Here is a 17,837-nt window from a genome sequence, read left to right as displayed (position 1 = left end):
AACGGGGTTGGGGGATGTCCAGAGAAGAGAAGCTTTACGCTGTTCACTCCGTGGAACGGGCACTCGCCATTTTAGAAGCGCTGGGGCAGAACCCCGGCGGCGTGGGTGTTACGAAGCTTGGCAAAGATGTTGGTTTGCATAAGAGCACGGTGCACCGGCTGTTGGCCACGCTCGCCAAGTACGGGTTTGTGGAGCAGGATGAGGCTACTGAGGGCTACCGGTTGGGGATGAAGTTTGTTTCGCTCGCCCTTAATTTTCTCAACCAGCTTGATTTTCGCCGCGAGGTCCTCCCTTACCTTAGAGAACTGGCGGAGGTTACGGGTGAAACCACCCAGCTTGCCGTTCTTGAAGGTGGTGAGGTGCTTTACCTTGAGCGCTGTCACTCTCAGGAAGCGATCACGGTAAATCTCGGCCTGCGGGTTCCAGCCTACTGCACGGCGGAGGGAAAGGTTCTCCTGGCGTGCCTGCCAGAAGAACGGCTGCGAAAATATCTTGAGAACCACCAATTCAGGCAGTTCACCATTAATACTATCGTTAACCCTGAGCAGCTTCGCCTCCACGTCGAACGGGTCCGGATGCAGGGGTTTGCGGTAAGCGCCGAGGAGTACGCGGACAGCCTGCGCGGGGTAGCGGCCCCGGTTTTCGATCGCCACGGGCGGGCCGTGGCGGCTCTCGGCATCGCTGGTCCTGCGAGCCGTCTGACTCTAGAGCGGATAAATCGCTTGATTGGCGCCCTTCAGGAATCTTGTTACTCCATTTCGCTGCGTCTGGGGTACCAGCGGGGCAAGGTTGAGGAACCGTTGCGTGAGGAGCAAAAGAGCCGTTCGGCGAAGGGTGGTAGCTACTAAATGAGGGAACCAAACCTGCGTGACTATGATGCTGCGTACCGGAAATTTACCTGGGAAGAAGCGGCGGTTGCGCTCGGTATTGGGCCGGCGCAGCGGTTCAATATTGCCGGAATGGCGGTGGATAACCAGTGCGCGCGGGGACTTCGCGACCGCGTCGCCTTTACCTTCTGGAACGGCGTGGCGGAACAAAGGGTTACTTACGGGGAGTTAAAGGAGCTTTCCGATAAATTTGCCTTGGCCCTCCAGGCTGCCGGCATCGGCATCGGTGACCGGGTGGTCCTTTTTGGACCGTCCGCGCCGGAGTTTTACGCGAGCTTTTTAGGCTGTGTCAAAGTTGGGGCAGTCGCCGTTCCTGTTTTTGAAGGCTACATGACCGAGGCGCTCGGCGGCATCCTTGAGGATTCCGGGGCGGTAGCCTTGGTCACTACGGCGGCGCTGCGGTCGCGCTTTAATCGCCGCCGCTTTCCCCACTTGAAAGAGGTCTTTGTCGTGGGGTTGGCGGGGGCTGGGGCGGAGGCGGACGAACGAAGCTGGTACGAGGCGGTCGCGACGGCGCGCGGCACCCTGACGGTGGCCGAGCTTGACCGCGAGGCGCCCTTTGTCCTTCTCTACACCTCCGGTTCAACTGGCGCACCGAAAGGGGTTGTACTTCCTCACAGTGCGCTTATTCACTACTACTATACGGGTCTGTGGGTGTTAGATCTCCAGCCCGGGGATGTTTACTGGTGCACTGCCGACCTCGGCTGGGTTACCGGTATGGCTTACGGGCTCCTGGCCCCTTTGCTTAACGGCGTAACCACAGTCGTCTATTCGGGTTCTTTCAGTCCGGAACGGTGGTATGAGGTTATCCAGCGCTTCGGAGTTAGAGTTTGGTACACGACGCCGACAGCCCTGCGGCTGCTAATGGCGGCGGGTGAGGATATAGCCTACCGGTTCATTCTCCACAGTGTTCGCCACATCCTGAGTGTAGGCGACGCTTTAAATCCCGCCGTTCTCCGCTGGACGCGGGCGGTCTTCGGCGTCGATGTGTACGATACCTGGTTCATGACCGAAACGGGGGGCCATATCATTGCTAACTTCCGCTGCCTGCCCGTGAAGCCCGGTTCGATGGGGAAGCCGATCCCCGGGGTACAGGTGACGGTGCTAGACGCAAACGGGCAGGAACTCGGCCCGATGCAAATCGGGCAGCTCGCGATTAAGAGCCCTTGGCCGGCGATGATGCGGGACATCTGGAACGACCGCAAAAAGTACTTGGAGTACTTCCGCTATTCGCCTTGGTACCTGACCGGTGACCTTGTTTACCGCGACCGAGACGGGTATTACTGGTACCAGGGCCGGACCGACGACGTGATCAAGGTAGGGGAGCGGCGTGTCGGTCCGGTAGAGGTGGAAGCCAAGCTCATGGAACACCCGGCAGTGCTTGAGGCGGGCGTTATAGGAAAACCCGATCTCTTGATGGGTGAGGTAGTCAAAGCTTTTCTGGTCCTGCGGCCCGGCTACCAGTGGTCGCCGAAGCTCCGGACGGAGTTGCAGCGTTTCGTGCGTAACAGCTTGGCGGAACATATGGTACCCCAAGAGTTCGAAGTCCGGCCGGCGTTGCCCCACACCAGGACGGGTAAGCTAATCCGCCGGGCGCTTAAGGCCTGGGAACTTGGCCTGCCGGAGGGTGAAACCATCGACTCGTGAGCGTGCCGCCTCCACCGGTGTTAGAGTAGCCGTTAGCTCCTGAGTTGCTCAACTAATGTTTCATATTGTGGAACAATTTTGAAATCTATAAGCAAGCTTTGTTATCTAACCTTTTACCTCCCCGCAAGCATCTGTTTAAGTCGCATTTCCGACCTTTCGCCGCGTATTTGTTGCCTTTAAACCGCTAAACATTTCCGTTCTTCCCCTTTAGATTCTATAATTTCAGCACACCGTTCCGTAATGTGATACGCAATCTTGGGAGGGAGAACAGGATGGCTAAGGAGGCAACCATCGACACTCTGCTTGAAGAAGAAAGAATCTTTTACCCGCCCGAAGAGTTCACCCGCCAGGCGAACGTAAAGAGCAAAGAGATTTACGCCGAAGCGCGGGCCAATCCCCAACTCTATTGGGCCATGCAGGCCGAACGGCTCGACTGGTTCCGCAAGTGGGACCGGGTGCTGGAGTGGAATCCACCGTTCGCCAAGTGGTTTGTGGGCGGCAAGCTCAACGCTTGCTACAACTGCGTTGACCGGCACTTGAAAAGCTGGCGCCGGAACAAGGCGGCGATCATCTTCGAAGGGGAACCGGGAGACAGTCGTGTTCTCACCTATTGGGACCTTTACCGGGAAGTTACCCAGTTCGCTAACGTGCTGAAGGAGCTCGGGGTCGGAGCTGGCGACCGGGTGGCGATTTACCTGCCGATGATCCCGGAACTGGCGATCGCGATGCTGGCCTGCGCCCGGATCGGTGCGCCACACAGCATCGTCTTTGGCGGTTTTAGCGCGGAGGCGCTGCGCGACCGGATCAACGATGCGGGAGCAAAGGTCCTGATTACTGCTGACGGCGGCTGGCGGCGGGGGAAGATTGTGTCGCTTAAGGACAACGCGGATGCGGCGCTGTCCCAAACGCCCACCGTGGAAAAGGTTGTCGTCGTGCGGCGGACCGGCCAGGAGGTAAACATGCAGGAGGGCCGGGACCTGTGGTACCACGAGTTGATGGCGAAGGCACCTGTCGGGTGCCCGGCGGAAGAATTGGACAGCGAGCATATGCTCTTCATCCTTTACACGAGCGGCACCACAGGTAAGCCTAAAGGCGTGGTGCATACCACGGGGGGCTATCTGGTAGGCGTCAGCACCACCCACCACATGGTCTTCGATATCAAGGACAGCGACGTTTACTGGTGCACTGCCGACATCGGCTGGATTACCGGACACAGCTACGTGGTTTACGGGCCGCTCGCCAACGGGACGACTACACTGATGTACGAAGGAGCGCCAGACTGGCCGGCACAGGACCGCTTCTGGGCGATCATCGAGAAATACGGGGTCACTGTCTTTTACACGGCACCGACGGCGATCCGGGCCTTCATGAAGTGGGGGCGGAAGTGGCCGGCGCAGCACAACCTCTCTACCCTCAGGCTCCTCGGGACGGTCGGCGAGCCGATCAACCCGGAGGCCTGGATGTGGTACTACGAAAATATCGGCGGCGGCCGCTGCCCGATTGTCGATACCTGGTGGCAGACCGAGACGGGGATGATCATGATCAGTCCTCTGCCCGGAATTACACCGCTCAAGCCCGGTTCGGCCACCGTACCGCTTCCGGGTGTAGAGGCAGATGTGGTAGACAAGGAGGGCAACCCGGTCCTTCTCGGAGAGGGTGGGTTGTTAGTGATCAAGGAGCCGTGGCCCGCGATGCTGCGGACGGTTTACGGCGACGACCAACGCTACATCGAGACCTACTGGGCCAGGTTCAAGGATAAGGGGTATTACTTTGCCGGGGACGGCGCAAAACGCGACTACCACAATTATTACTGGATCCTCGGTCGGGTAGACGACGTGATTAACGTGGCCGGACACCGGCTCAGCACAATGGAATTAGAAAGCGCCCTGGTGGACCACCCGTGGGTGGCTGAGGCGGCGGTGATCGGTAGGTCCCACGAGATTAAGGGTCAGGCGGTCGCGGCCTTTGTTACCCTGAAGGCCCGGGCCTTTGAGGAGCTGAAAGCAGCGAAACGGAGTTTCAAAGAAATCGAGGGCGAGCTCAAGGCGCACGTGGCTAAGAAGATCGGGGCGATTGCGCGGCCGGACGATGTCTTCTTGACCGCCGAGCTGCCGAAGACGCGCAGCGGCAAAATCATGCGGCGGCTGTTGCGGGATATCGCCGAAGGGCGGGTGTTAGGTGATACTACCACCCTTGCCGATCCGGCGGTTATTGCGGAGTTAAAGGCGAAGTACGAGGCGCGAGAGGCCTGAATTCAGGTATCAGTGACCAGTAAGTTCGGACCCGGACGGCGCGGTACCGTTCGGGTCCGATTTTAATCGTTTAAGTCCTTTTATATTGCCCCGCGGTTTACAATCCCCGAAAATTTGAAACAAGGTTTCATATTCTTCCCGGGAAGAAACCTGTCGCGAGTCACGCACCTGAGGAATCATAACTGTAAGAGGGGAGGGACCACCAAAAAGGTAACTGTGTAGTGTGGCTCTGACGAACTTAGTGAAGGAGGGACACGGTGATGAAGGATATCAAAAAAATCGAAGCGTCACGTGAGTTTAAGAGCCTTGTGGCGTTACGTTGGGCGATGGCTGGGGTTCTGACCCTGCTCGTTTTTATCAGTTACTACGGGTTTATCTTGATGGTTGGTTACTCCAAAGCGACGTTAGCCCGGAAGATCAGCGAAGTAACACCCTTAGGGATTCCGCTGGTAGTTGCCGTGATCATTGTTTCCTTCATTCTTACGCTGGTCTATGTTTTCTGGGCCAATTCGAAGTACGACACCATGGTCGAATACCTGAGAAAATCGCTTGATCACTAGGGAAACGGGGGTGTTTTCATGCCGAGTGCATTAGGGCAACCAACAACTTCAGGCATACTTTTCTTTCTCCTTTTCGTCGGTATCTCACTGGCGATTACCTACTGGGCGGCGCGCCGGACGAAGACGACTACGGAATACTACGCGGCGGCCCGGAGTATCACCGCCTTCCAAAACGGCCTGGCGTTGGCGGGCGACTACATGAGCGCGGCGTCGTTTCTCGGTATCGCGGGGATGGTTGCGCTTAAGGGGTTCGACGGGATGATCTACGCGGTGGGTTGGCTCGTCGGCTGGCCGGTTTTACTTTTCCTGGTAGCCGAACCGCTCCGTAATTTAGGCAAGTACACCTTCGCTGACGTCGTAGCTTATAGGCTGCAAAACAAACCGATCCGGATTGCGGCGGCTATTGGCGGCATTTTGACGGTAACCTTTTACCTGATCGCCCAAATGGTCGGTGCGGGCAACCTCATCAAACTGATGTTCGGCTTCTCCTACGAAACCGCGATCATCATTGTGGGCCTCGTGATGCTGGTTTACGTTCTCTTCGGCGGGATGATTGCCACTACCTGGGTGCAGATCATCAAGGCCGTCCTGCTGCTTGCCGGGGTAACGTTCCTGACGCTCCTGACCCTGGCCCACTTCGGTTTCCAACCGGGGGCGCTCTACGCGGCGGTGGCCGCTAAGTACGGGCAGGCGGCGCTTGAGCCGGGAACGCTGGTGAGTAACCCGCTCGACGCGGTCTCGCTGGGCTTAGCGCTGATGTTCGGTCTTTTAGGCTTGCCGCATATCTTGATGCGCTTCTACACCGTCCCGGATGCGAAAGAGGCGCGGAAATCGGTGGCCTACGCGACCGGCTTTATCGGCTTCTTTTACTGCATCATCCCGCTGGTCGGGTTTGGCGCTTCGGTGCTGGTCGGGCGGGAAGTCATCGGGACCGTGGACAAGGGCGGCAACATGGCAGCGCTCCTGCTTTCGGAACTATTGGGCGGCACGCCTTTCCTCGGGTTCATCGCGGCGGTGGCCTTCGCCACGATCCTGGCAGTGGTCGCGGGGCTGACCTTGGCCGGGGCCTCGGCCCTTTCCCACGACATATACGTTAACGTGGTGAAAGGTGGCCGGGCGACCGAGATGGAGCAGGTAAAGGTGGCACGGGTGGCAACGGTTTTCGTTGGTATCCTGGCCATTATCCTTGGTATTGTTTTCAAAGGGCAGAACGTGGCCTTCATGGTCGGGCTGGCCTTTGCGGTGGCGTGCAGCGCGAACTTCCCGGCGCTTTTCCTCTCCATCGTCTGGCGGAAGCTCAGCACCGCTGGGGCTACGGCCTCAATCATCGTGGGGGCGCTTCTGGCGACAACACTCATCATTCTGAGTCCCACGGTCTGGGTGGATGTATTTAAGAACCCCGCCCCCATCTTTCCGCTGAAAAACCCGGCTATTGTCTCTATGACCGCAAGTTTCGTCACGGCTTTCGTTGTCAGCCTGCTTGTGCCGGAGAAGGAGGCCGAAAGCCGGTTTGAGGCGGAGAAGGTCCGGACCTATCTTGCTCTGGGCGCCGAATAGGCGGTCCTGCCGGGGTGATACGGCGACTTTCCCGCGCGGCCCCGGGGCGAGTCTTGGCGGTTGAGCCGGGTCTTGCTTTTGCGACCCGGCCCTGCCGTTTTTCCCGAACGCTGAACGTTTAATGCTGGCCTCTGGGAAGTGATAACGTGGCCGATGCGTTGGCGTTGCTTAAAGAGACACCGCCTTTTTCTGAATTGACGGAGACGGTGCTGCGAAAATGCGCCGGGGAATTCGGGCTCCGGGTCTACCCGAAGGGAAGTTATATCTTCCGGCAGGGGGAGCCCTCCCAAGAGGTTCTTTTCGTTGTCGTCTCCGGTCTCGTAGAGATTTTGCTCCCGACAGATACGGGTGAGGAAAAGACAGTGAGCTTGCGCCGGCCGCCGGAGTTTTTCGGCGAAACGGTCTTCTTCTCTAACGAAGCCTACCCGGCCTCGACGCGGGCGGTGGAGGAAACCTGTTGCTTGCTTGTGCCCCGGCGCTGTTTTGAGGAACTAATGGGAAGTAGCCCGCGTTTTGCTGGGTATTTCAGCCGGATGCTCGCCGACCGGATGAAGCACCTTTGGGAAGGAGTCATCCGGGAACAGTGCCTTGTAGGGCAGGGTGGGGAGCGACCCTTCCGGAAGCGGCTTTACGAAATCATGAGCGCGCCGGTGATAACCTGTTGCGAGGATCATACCGCTACCGAGATAGCGCAGCTGATCAGCAGCAAACAGGTGAGCTCGGTGGTGGTCATTGACCAGAGCGGCAGCCCGGTAGGTATCGTTACGGAGAAGGACCTGGTGAAAAAAGTGCTGGCTACGTACCGCCCGGGTTCGGAGCAGCTGCGGGCTAAGGAGATAATGGAGCCTAACCCGATAGTTTTGCCGCCGTCAGCTCTTTTCCAAGAGGCGCTCTTAGCGATGGTCCAGCGGCAGCTCAAGCACGTAATCGTTGCGGAACGCGGCTTGGTCCGGGGAATGGTTACCCTGGCCGACCTGGTCCGCACGCAGAATGTGGATGCTTTAAGCGCGCTTATGACCATTGACCGGGCGCGCGATTCCCGGGCCCTACAGGCAGCGGTGCAGCAGATTGACCGCCTGGTTTCCGGTCTGGTTGCCGGTCAGGCAACGGCGGCTGAGGCCGGAGTGCTCATTTCAGAGCTCTACGACCGGCTGGTGGCCCGCCTGCTCCTTATGGCGGAGGAAGAACTGTACGCGGAGGGGAAAGGGCGGGCACCCTGCGGTTACTGCTGGCTTAATATGGGGAGCAGCGGGCGGCGCGAACAGGTAGTGCGAACGGACCTCGATAACGCGCTCATTTACGAGGCTCCTCCTCCCAGGCAAGAGGCCGCTTTTCAGGACTATTTTTTGGCGCTTGGGGGAAAGGTGGTTGCGGGTCTGGTCGCGCTCGGCTTTGCGCCTTGCCCGGGGAAGGTGATGGCTAATAACCCGGAGTGGTGCAAGTCGTACCCGGAGTGGCTGCAAACGGTTCGGGGATGGATGCGCCAACCTCAGGGCGAATGGCTCCGGAAGATGACGATTTTCTTTGATTTTCGCCCTGTATACGGTCGTTTCTCCCTCGCCGCGAGTTTGCGGGAAGCCATTTTTCAGTGGCTCACCGCGGAAGAGGTTATCCTGCACTTTTTGGCCCGGGACGCGGTGACGAAAAAGATTCCTCTTAATCCGTTCCGGCAGGTTGTCCCGGAAAAGTCGGGGCCCCATAAGGATGAGATTGACCTTAAAAGCGCGGTGCTGATTCACTTTGTAGATTGCCTTCGTCTTTTTGCGTTACGGGAAAAAATTGCAGCGACATCGACCTTCGACCGCCTGCGCGGGCTGGTCGAGCGCAATGTTTTCGCGCCGGAAGAGGCCGAGGCCTTCGGGTTGGCTTACGATAACGTGATGATACTCCGTCTCCGCCTTAATTTAGAGCGGCTCGGCCGGGGGCTAAAGCCTTCGAACTATATCAATCCCCGGCAGCTGACCCGCCGGGAGCTCAACGTCTTGCGCGAGGCGCTGGTTGTGGCTTCCCGGCTGCAGTACCTCACCCGCATGAGCTTCCGGGTGTGAAGCGGCGCGACGGTGGAAAACGGTTGGGGGGAAGTGTGTGTCACGAGTTTGTCTTTTGCAGGTCTTCGGTAGTTTCCGCATCCGGCTGCGGCGGGCGAATTGCCGGGCGGAAGAAATAAGAACGGTTGTAGCCGAACTGAACAGGCGGCGGGAGACGGGGGTGCCGCTTGGCGAGCTCACCTACGTAGCCTTTGACTTGGAAACTACCGGCCTCTACCCTTTTGGCGGTGACCGGATTACGGCCTTTGGGGCGGTGCTAATAGAGGATGGAAGAGTTACCGGTGAAAGGTTCGAACGCTTGGTAAATCCGGGGCGCCCAATTCCCCCGGAAACGGTAAGGCTCACCGGAATTACTAATGGTCACGTGGCGACGGCGCCGCCGGTGGAGGAGGTTCTGCCTGAGTTTCTTGGTTTCTTGAGCCAGGGGGTGCCGCTGGGGTTTAATGCCGATTTCGACCTCGCCTTTTTGAACTTGGCGCTACGGCCCTTCGGCCTGAAGCTTAAAAGGACCGCGGTTATTGACGTGCTGACGCTCATCCGGGCGCTCAACCCCAACTGGGAAAACTTTCAGCTCGATGAGGCCGCACGTTTTTACGGAGTGCCGCTTGCCCACCGCCACGCGGCGCTCGGTGACGCCGTTATCCACGCCCGGCTTTTTTTACGGGTTCTTTCACTTTTAGAGGAAAGGGGCATTTATACGTTGAAGGAATTAAAGAGCTATCTCCATTACAGGGGGTTGTGGTAGTTTTTAAGCGTGGAGGGTTAAGGATGGGGCTTGTCAAGGGCCTTAAAGGAACCGTGCGGGCCAAAGTCCGCAGCGAGGATACGGCGACGGCTCAGGGAAGCGGGACAGTGCCGGTTTTATCAACGCCGCGGCTGTTAGCGGTGCTGGAGGCGGCGGCGGTGGCGGCGTTGGCGGGTGCGCTGGATGAAGGGCAGACCTCGGTAGGAACAAGGGTGGAGCTTGATCACGTGGCGGCCACCCCGGTGGGGATGGAAGTAACTGCTACGGCAGAGTTAGTGGGGATTGAGGGGCGGCGGCTCGTATTCGCGGTCGAGGCCCGGGACGCTGTGGAGGTGATCGGGCGCGGCACGCACGAACGTTTTATTGTTGATGAGGCGCGTTTTCTGGCGCGGGTGGCGCAGAAGAAGGGGGCGCGGGAAAATGGTTGACAGAGAGGGTCTTGCGCGTTAGATTTTAGGTATGGGTTCTGGACCGGCGGGGCCATTTAGAACGAGGGGGCTCTGAGTTGAGCATCACCGAGGCGGTCGTTTTAGGCATTGTTCAAGGGCTCGGGGAGTTCCTGCCGATATCGAGCTCGGCGCACTTAGTGCTCACCCCCTGGTTTTTCGGGTGGCCCGACCCGGGCTTGAGCTTCGACGTAGCGCTTCATCTCGGCACTCTGGTGGCGGTTGTCGCTTATTTCTGGCGCGATTGGCTTACCCTCGCTACCCACGGTCTAAGAGGTACGCGAAGCCGTGAGGGCAGACTTTTCTGGTACCTGGTTGTGGCGACCGTGCCCGGGGGCCTGGCCGGGATGGCGCTCGAAAAGTACGCGGAAACCACCTTTCGTGCCCCTGGGCTTGTCGGCCTGATGCTTATCTTTATGGGGCTGATCCTTTACTGGGCGGACCACCGGGGGCCACGCGCCCGGGGCATCTGGCAGGTGGGGTGGGGTGATGCGTTCCTGATCGGTTTTGCTCAGGCGCTGGCCATAGTACCAGGAGTCTCGCGTTCCGGAGCTACTATTGCCGCGGGGCGCTTTCTGGGGCTCGACCGGGAAGCGGCGACGCGTTTTTCTTTTCTCCTCTCCCTACCGATCATTTTAGGGGCCGGCCTTTTCAGTTTGCGGCACATCGGTGCTCAGGACCTGACCTTCCCCTTCTGGGTGGGGGTGGTTACTTCCGGCATTACCGGTTTTGCGGCGATCGCGTTTCTTTTGCGCTTTGTAGTTACCCGTAATTTCAACGTCTTTGTCTGGTACCGCGGCATCTTAGGGTTGCTTACCATCGTGACGGCACTCAGCCGGTAAAAAATATCCAGCCGCAACACGCGGCGAAAGTCAGGCGGTTAAAGAGAAGCGGGGCTTTGCGCCCCGCTTTCGCGATTTCAGTGTAGCTTTCTTTCCTCAGATAACCTCCTGATCCTGGTTTCCTCGCTTGCCTCCTGGCTGTACAGTTCTTCAGGCGTCAGGGCGTAGTCAGCCACCTTTTCGGTGATGTAGATCGGGGTTACGGTGCGGAGCGCCAAGGCTACCGCGTCGCTTGGCCGGGAGTCGATCACTATTTCTTGGTTGTTGACCTGTAAATGAAGCTCCGCGTAATAAGTGCCGTCGCGGACGTCGCTGATGATGACACTCGCTACCTTCGCGCCGGTCCGGTCGCAGATCGTCTTCAGGAGGTCGTGCGTTAACGGGCGGCCGAGGCTTGCGCCTTCGAGCGCTAACGCGATCGACTGGGCCTCAAACGGTCCGATCCAGATGGGCAGCATCCGGTTGTCTTTTTCGTCGGCCAGGAGCAGCACAGGGTTCATCGCTGCATCGAAGGCGATCTCTTTAACCTTAACGGGTATCATCGGCCTCACCTCCCGGGTTTTGGTTGATTAATTTTATTCGACCAGACCCTAGGGGGTTTCCTGCTAGCGCTCAATCAAAAATATCAAAAATTTCTCCCAGCAACGACTTGTGCTTTTTGTGCTTCTTGGGGTGGTAAGGATCGTGGTAATCATGATGGTAGTGGGGCGGGTGCTCCGGCTTTTTCTCCTGGTATGCCGCTTCGTAGTAGCCCTGCTCCTGGCGTTCAAGGGCCAACAACCGCTCAAGTTCCCCTTTGTCAAGCCAGATGCCCTTGCACTCTGGACAGACGTCAATCATTACACCCCGGCGCTCAACCTCTTTCATCTTAACGTCACAAAGTGGGCAGCGCAATTGTGACCACCCTTTCCTGGAAAGTTCTTGTAGTTAATATTTTATCCTGGTGAAAATGATCAATGCAAGAAGCCTAAGTCTCTAGACCAAGGTCGCGGATCAAGGTGCGGTCGCGGGGGATGCCCTGGCCGTGCGTGGTAAGGTAATCGCCGGTGATGAGGCCGTCCACGCCACCGGCGAGCCCTAAGGCCTGCGTGTCACGGAGGTTATGTTCTCGCCCGCCAGCATACCGGATGGTGGCGCACGGGAGGATGAAGCGAAAAACCGCCAGTGTCCGGAGGATTTCCAGGGGCGGTAAGGGGGGTGCTGCTTCAAGGGGGGTGCCGGGGATCGGGTGGAGGATGTTTACGGGGACGGAAGGAACGTCGAGGTCCCGCAGGGCAAAGGCAAGTTCGGCCCGCTGGGCCGGCGTTTCGCCAAGCCCGATAATCCCCCCGGCGCAAACCTCAAGCCCGGCCTCCTTGGCGGTCAAGATGGTGGCCACCCGGTCGGCGTAGCGGTGGGTAGTGCAGATCTGGGGGAAAAAGCTGGCCGCCGTTTCGAGGTTGTGGTGGTAGCGGCTAAGCCCGGCCTTTTTCAGTGCCCGGGCTTCTTCAGGCCGCAAAACGCCTAAAGAGGCGCAGATTTGGAGTTCCGGCAACTCCTGGCGGAGCATGCGGATAAGGTCGAGGATTTTGTCGAAGTCACGACCCGGGTCCCGGCCGCTGGTGACTAAAGAGAAGCGCCGGATTCCTCCCGCGTAGACCGCCTGCGCCCGGCGGCGGATCTCATCTGCCGGAAGGAGGGGGTAGACGGGCGCCTGGGTGGGGTAGCGGGCCGCTTGGGCGCAAAAACGGCAGTCCTCCGGGCAGCGCCCGGAGCGGGCGTTCACGATTGCGCAGCGGTCGACCTTCCGGCCGCGAAAGTGCTTGCGGATAACGTCGGCCGCCCCGAGGAGAAAGGGGGTGACCTCATCGGGGGTCGCGAGGAGGAGGCATGCTTCCTCGAAAGTAAGGGTTGCCCCTTTGAGGACTTTCTCCGCGAGGCGGGTAATCTGGGCTATCTGCGCTAACAGGTTCATAGTTCGGCCACCACCAGGGCGATCTGCCAGCAGAGCGCGATTTGATCCACACCCGCGGTAAGTTTGCGCCAGAGGGCTTCAGCTCTCTCAGCGGCCTGCGGGCCAAAGAGGAAGGCCCAGGAGCCGCGGGCGCGCAGCAAAGTGCCGAAGAGCGCTGGCGGGTGCGTTTCCCGGAGGGTGATAACTTCCACCGTGCACTGCGGTGCAAAAGCGAATTCGCGGCGGAGGCGCTGGGGCGACGGGAGACGCCTCCTTTTTGGCTGCCGGACGCCGAGTTCCCGGCAGATTTGGACGAGTACCCGGTTACCCTCTTCCTGTATGACCCCGGTAACGGGCACGGAAAAGGCCATTACCCCGCCGGGACGTAGGAGGGAGGCTATCTGGCGCGCGGTTTGCGGGGTAAACCAGTGGTAGCAGAGATTGCCGAAAACAAGGTCGAAGCGCTCCGTAAGCCCACCGAGTTCCTCTGCGGCAGCACAAACGTAACGCACGCCAGGAACTCCTTTGCCGCGGTTGTGGGCAAGCATCGCCGGGCTTGGGTCTGTAGATAGGATCGCGGCCGAAGGGAAATAGCGGCGCAAAACTATCGTTGCTGCTCCGGTGCCGGCGCCTACCTCCAAGATGCGCGCGGGATTGAGCCGGGCCTGGATCTTATTCGCCAGAGCCGTGGCGATCCGGGCGTAAAAGCGTTCGTTTACCGGCGTAGCGTAAATTTCACTGTGCGCGCTGAAGACCGCGGCTACGGACATTTTAACCACCTCTTAAGCCAGCTAATTAGGATAGCGGTGCTCTCAGATGCCCAGAGGATGTCCAGGTGACCGGCGCCCCGTATAGCCGCCACCTCCCAGCCCCGCGCGCAACCTTCCTGCGCCGCTGCGAGGCACGTGGGGAGGTCCCGGCTCCCGTGAAGGAGGAGCACGGGTGGGTCGGGCCAGAGCGGTTCAAGGGCGGCAAGGGCTTCTTCCAGCCCGGCGTACGGCCGGGTTTCCCGGACGCGGCGGGCCCGCAGAAGCGCGAGGAGCTCGCTTTTCCGGCCCGCAAAGCAGGCTTCGCGGGGCACCGAAAGCAGGCAAAGGGGTTTGAGCCCGAGGTGCAGGGCGATGCGGCCACCGAGACTGTGGCCAACCACTGCGGCGAAGGAATACTTTTTCAGTTCCGCGGCAAACGCGCGGGCGCTATCTCCGGTGAGCGGTAGAGGGTGGGCACCGTGGCCGGGAAGGTCGGGTAGGCAGGCTGCCCACCCGGCGCGACTAAGGGATAGACCCAGGGCCAGCATCTCTTCTTTGCTTCCTCCGTAGCCGTGCAGCACGAGAACGCACCGCTCAACCTTCTCTGCTGGGTACAGAAAATATGCCGGGGCGCCGGCAAGGACCCCCTCCATAACGGTGATGCCTTTGCCTTGAACCAGCGGGAGCGGGTTCAAGCGACCGCCTCCTCGATACTTGCCGCCACTACGGCGCAGAGGGTCCGCAGCTCTTCGTCGCTGATGGCCAGCGGCGGCATCAGCACCACCACGTCGCCCAGCGGCCGGATAATGACTCCCTTTTCGCGGGCTTTCCGGATTACCCGGTGCCCGGTGCGCCGGGCAAGCGGGTAGGGTTCCCGCGTCTTTTTGTCGCAGACCAGCTCGATTCCCACCATAAAACCGGCCTGGCGGACATCCCCGACGGCCGCGAGTTCCCGGAAATCTTCCAGGAGTGTTTGCAAAAGCTTGATTTTAGGCTGAAGGCGGTTTAGCACCGCTTCTTCCTCGAAAAGGCGGAGGTTCGCTAAGGCGGCGGCGCAGGCGAGGGGGTTGCCCGTATAGGTATGGCCGTGGAAGAAGGTTTTGAGTTCGGCATAGTCGGCGTAAAAAGCCTCGTAGATCTTTCTTGTCGCTAGGGTAGCGGCGAGGGGAAGGTAGCCGCCGGTAATTCCCTTGGCGACAACCAGAAGGTCGGGAGAAACTCCTTCGTGCTCGCAGGCGAACATTTTACCGGTGCGGCCAAAACCCGTGGCTACCTCGTCGGCGATGAGTAGGACGCCGTAGGTGTCGCAAAGCTGGCGGAGGTGGCCCAGGAACCCTTCCGGCCAGACGAGCATTCCGGCGGCCGCCTGGATCACCGGCTCCACAATTACCGCTGCCAGTTCTGGGGCGTGCGCTTCTACCAGTTGCGCCACGGCCGCGAAACACTCGCGGTTGCAGGTGTCTTTACCGGGATGGCCGTAGGGGCAGCGGTAGCAGTAGGCCGAAGGGGCCTTAAGGGAGTGGACCACGAGCGGCCCGTAAATGTGGTGAAAAAGTTCGATCCCCCCCACACCGACGGCGCCGAGGGTATCGCCGTGGTAGGCGTTGTAAAACGACAGGAAGCGCTTTTTCTCGGGGTGACCGGTGTTCTGCCAGTACTGGAAGGCGATTTTGAGCGCGATTTCCACCCCGGTGGAGCCGTTGTCGGAGTAAAAAACATGCTCCAGGCCCGGCGGGGTGATGGCGACAAGTTTCTCCGCAAGCAGGATGGCGGGCACGTTGCCGAGCCCCAGAAGCGTGGAATGGGCAATCTGGTGGAGTTGCTCGATAATCGCCTGGTCGATGGCCGGCACCCGGTGGCCGTGGACCGTCACCCAGAGGGAGCTCACCCCGTCCAGGTAACGTTTCCCCTCGATGTCGGTGAGGTAGCAGCCTTCGCCGGCGGCGATGATGGGCGCCCCTTCGCTGGAGTACTCCTTCATCTGGGTGAAAGGGTGCCAGACCACCGTGCGGTCGAGCTCTTTGAGGCGCGCAACTTCTGCCGGGGAGTATGGCGGCTTTCGCTTCACGACACGGGCCTCCTTTTGCCAGCGAGCGCGGCGAGTTTTTCGGCCAGCCGGTAGGTTTCGTTGACCCGGCGGGCGGTTTCTTCCAGGGCCTTGTAATCGGGTTGTTCGGGGTTAAACCCTGGGATTTCGGGTACCAGCGCTAGCACCGGAACGCCGCTGAAGTCGGTGATGGCCTTCGGATTGTTCTTTTCTACGCGCCCGGGATTTTCAGGATACCGGTTGATGATGACGCCCAGAACCTGGAGGTCGGCGCGCAGCGCCGCGGCGATGGTAAGCAGGGTGTGGTTGATGGTGCCAAGTCCAGGCCGGGCCACAATGAGGAGCGGGAGCCCGAGCTCGCGGGCGATGTCTGCCATCATGAGGGTCGGGCCGACCGGTACCAAAAGCCCGCCGGCGCCCTCGGCGATAACTGCATGGTAGCGCCGCTCAAGGTACCGGTAGCACTCCCGGATGTTATTAACCTTTACGGTTCTTTTGGCGAGTAGAGCGGCCAGGTGAGGCGAGACAGGGGGCTCAAAGGCGTAAGGACAAAGCATCTCCCGGGGCTCGTCTGATAGCTCTAACAGTTCGGCCACAAACTTCGTATCCCCGGGAACGAGTTCCTCGCCCTGTTTGACGGCCCCTGTTTCCACCGGTTTGAGATAAGCTACCCGTAGCCCCGCATCCCGGTAGATGAGGCCGAGCAGGGCGGCAACAACGGTTTTGCCCACCCCGGTGTCGGTGCCGGTGATGAACACGGAAGGAAGTGGGGGTCTGGCGGCTGACGTTTCTCCGGCAGCGGAGTTTTGCTCTTCGGGCAAGGGTCTGAGCCTCCTTTTTGCGTTAGATATTCGCAGTTCAACGTTTAACGTTTTTCATTGCCAAGTCCCCGGCTGTTTGCCGCGAGCGAAACGGGCTTCTATTTTCCGGCAACCTTTATGCCGCGGCGAGTGCTTCGCGCAACGCAGCGAGAAAGCCTGCAATCTCCTCTTTCGTATGCGCGGCGCTTACGGTGATTCTGAGCCGGGCTGTTCCCGGCGGCACGGTTGGCGGGCGGATCGCCGGAACGTAGTAGCCGCGCGCGAGGAGGTATTCTTGAGCGCGGCGGGCTTTCTCTGGTGTGCCGAGGATAAGAGGAAGGATCGGCGTTTCCCCGGGTACTGAGATGCCGAGCGCGGTCAGCCCCTCGCGCATAAGCCGCGCATTTTCCGCGAGACGCTCCACAAGTTCAGGTTCGGCTTCGAGGATTTCGATGGCCGCTATGGCGGAAGCAACCGAAGCGGGCGGGAGGGCCGTGGTGAAAATAAAGGGCCGGGCGCGGTTTGTGAGGTACTCAATCAGCACTGCCGGCCCGGCGACGAAACCGCCTAAAGACCCGAGGGCCTTGGAGAGCGTGCCGGTAAGGATTACCTTTTCGGGGGAAATTCCCTGCGCGGCGAGGACCCCTCTGCCGCCCGGTCCGACGGTGCCGGTGCCGTGCGCGTCGTCGACGACTACCACCAGGGAAAACTCTTCGGCCAGGGCAACCAGCTCCCGGAGAGGCGCCATATCCCCATCCATGGAGAAAACACCTTCGGTAACCACAAACCGCCGGCGGCCCGGATGGGCGGCGAGGAGCCGGCGTAAAGAGACCGGATCGTTATGCTGGAAGCGGACGAGCTTGGCCCCGCTCAAAAGAACGCCGTCGAGGAGTGATGCGTGACAGAGCCGGTCGCAGAAAACAATGTCGTGCCGTCCCACCAAAGCGCTCAGAACCGCAATGTTGGCTGTATAGCCCGTGGGGAAGAGCAGCGCGCGCGCCGCGCCTTTGAAGCGGGCGAGGGCTTCTTCGAGGGCCTGGTGCAAGGGGGTGTGGCCGCTCACCAGGCGGGCGGCGCCGCTGCCGGCGCCGTACTTGGTAAGGGCTTCCTGCGCGCGGGCGATTACCCGCGGGTCATGAGTGAGTCCTAAATAATTGTTGCTGCAGAAGAGAACGACTTCCCGGCCTTCCCAAAGTGCCCGGACCGGCCCTACAGGGATAAGGGGGGTGAGCTGGCGTTTGAGGCGCGCCAGCTCCAGTTCTTCCAGGGTTCCGTGCAGGAATCCTTGAAGCCAGTCCAAAATGTCAACCTCGCATAATGGCTT

17 protein-coding genes are annotated in these 17,837 nt (G+C 59.8%); 9 read left to right on the top strand and 8 right to left on the bottom strand.

The window, feature by feature from the left end; all coding sequences use genetic code 11:
* Positions 1-14: 14 nt before the first annotated feature.
* The 9 genes from EDD75_RS06040 to uppP all read left to right on the top strand — a co-directional run bounded on the left by EDD75_RS06040 (position 15) and on the right by uppP (position 10,984).
* Complete coding sequence (locus EDD75_RS06040; RefSeq protein WP_123929535.1) at positions 15-848, top strand: IclR family transcriptional regulator; 834 nt, start codon at positions 15-17, stop codon at positions 846-848.
* Positions 849-2,534 carry an AMP-binding protein gene (locus tag EDD75_RS06035; RefSeq protein WP_123929532.1) on the top strand — a complete coding sequence of 562 codons (1,686 nt, stop codon included), beginning with the start codon at positions 849-851 and terminating at the stop codon, positions 2,532-2,534.
* Positions 2,535-2,806: 272 nt separating this feature from the next.
* Positions 2,807-4,786, top strand: a complete 1,980-nt coding sequence (acs, locus tag EDD75_RS06030) for an acetate--CoA ligase (RefSeq protein ID WP_123929528.1) — start codon at positions 2,807-2,809, stop codon at positions 4,784-4,786.
* Positions 4,787-5,046: 260 nt separating this feature from the next.
* Complete coding sequence (locus tag EDD75_RS06025) at positions 5,047-5,346, top strand: DUF485 domain-containing protein (RefSeq protein WP_123929525.1); 300 nt, start codon at positions 5,047-5,049, stop codon at positions 5,344-5,346.
* An 18-nt stretch (positions 5,347-5,364) separates the two neighbouring features.
* Entirely contained in the window at positions 5,365-6,903 is a 1,539-nt protein-coding gene (locus EDD75_RS06020) for a sodium:solute symporter family transporter (RefSeq protein ID WP_123929522.1), read from the top strand.
* A gap of 146 nt (positions 6,904-7,049) precedes the next feature.
* Entirely contained in the window at positions 7,050-8,951 is a 1,902-nt protein-coding gene (locus tag EDD75_RS06015) for a DUF294 nucleotidyltransferase-like domain-containing protein (protein WP_123929519.1), read from the top strand.
* Positions 8,952-8,988: 37 nt separating this feature from the next.
* A complete protein-coding gene (locus EDD75_RS06010) occupies positions 8,989-9,696 on the top strand; it encodes a 3'-5' exonuclease (protein ID WP_123929516.1) in 708 nt (235 codons plus the stop codon).
* A gap of 23 nt (positions 9,697-9,719) precedes the next feature.
* A complete protein-coding gene (locus tag EDD75_RS06005) occupies positions 9,720-10,124 on the top strand; it encodes a thioesterase family protein (RefSeq protein WP_123929513.1) in 405 nt (134 codons plus the stop codon).
* Positions 10,125-10,201: 77 nt separating this feature from the next.
* Positions 10,202-10,984, top strand: a complete 783-nt coding sequence (uppP, locus tag EDD75_RS06000; RefSeq protein WP_123929510.1) for an undecaprenyl-diphosphatase UppP — start codon at positions 10,202-10,204, stop codon at positions 10,982-10,984.
* 77 nt (positions 10,985-11,061) lie between these two features.
* Here the strand turns inward: uppP and EDD75_RS05995 are convergent, their stop codons facing one another.
* The 8 genes from EDD75_RS05995 to bioF all read right to left on the bottom strand — a co-directional run bounded on the left by EDD75_RS05995 (position 11,062) and on the right by bioF (position 17,813).
* Positions 11,062-11,526, bottom strand: coding sequence for a bifunctional nuclease family protein (locus EDD75_RS05995; protein ID WP_123929507.1), 465 nt, complete (start codon positions 11,524-11,526; stop codon positions 11,062-11,064).
* 70 nt (positions 11,527-11,596) lie between these two features.
* Positions 11,597-11,878, bottom strand: coding sequence for a TFIIB-type zinc ribbon-containing protein (locus EDD75_RS05990; RefSeq protein ID WP_123929504.1), 282 nt, complete (start codon positions 11,876-11,878; stop codon positions 11,597-11,599).
* A 73-nt stretch (positions 11,879-11,951) separates the two neighbouring features.
* Positions 11,952-12,938 carry a biotin synthase BioB gene (bioB, locus tag EDD75_RS05985; RefSeq protein WP_123929501.1) on the bottom strand — a complete coding sequence of 329 codons (987 nt, stop codon included), beginning with the start codon at positions 12,936-12,938 and terminating at the stop codon, positions 11,952-11,954.
* Positions 12,935-13,687, bottom strand: coding sequence for a methyltransferase domain-containing protein (locus EDD75_RS05980; RefSeq protein WP_123929499.1), 753 nt, complete (start codon positions 13,685-13,687; stop codon positions 12,935-12,937). The genes bioB and EDD75_RS05980 overlap by 4 nt, the downstream gene beginning before the upstream one ends.
* Positions 13,678-14,361, bottom strand: a complete 684-nt coding sequence (locus EDD75_RS05975) for an alpha/beta hydrolase (protein WP_123929496.1) — start codon at positions 14,359-14,361, stop codon at positions 13,678-13,680. The genes EDD75_RS05980 and EDD75_RS05975 overlap by 10 nt, the downstream gene beginning before the upstream one ends.
* Positions 14,358-15,734 (bottom strand): adenosylmethionine--8-amino-7-oxononanoate transaminase, encoded by a 1,377-nt coding sequence (gene bioA / locus EDD75_RS05970; protein ID WP_211328113.1) that lies wholly within the window; start codon positions 15,732-15,734, stop codon positions 14,358-14,360. The genes EDD75_RS05975 and bioA overlap by 4 nt, the downstream gene beginning before the upstream one ends.
* Complete coding sequence (gene bioD, locus EDD75_RS05965) at positions 15,731-16,534, bottom strand: dethiobiotin synthase (RefSeq protein ID WP_123929493.1); 804 nt, start codon at positions 16,532-16,534, stop codon at positions 15,731-15,733. The genes bioA and bioD overlap by 4 nt, the downstream gene beginning before the upstream one ends.
* Before the next feature lie 115 nt (positions 16,535-16,649).
* Positions 16,650-17,813, bottom strand: a complete 1,164-nt coding sequence (gene bioF / locus EDD75_RS05960; protein WP_245963087.1) for an 8-amino-7-oxononanoate synthase — start codon at positions 17,811-17,813, stop codon at positions 16,650-16,652.
* Positions 17,814-17,837: the final 24 nt, after the last annotated feature.

This window comes from Thermodesulfitimonas autotrophica (genome assembly GCF_003815015.1).
In the GTDB taxonomy this organism is placed as follows: Bacteria; Bacillota; Desulfotomaculia; order Desulfotomaculales; family Ammonificaceae; genus Thermodesulfitimonas; species Thermodesulfitimonas autotrophica.
Note: the sequence above shows the minus strand (reverse complement) of the source record. Positions and strands in the feature narration are given on the sequence as shown.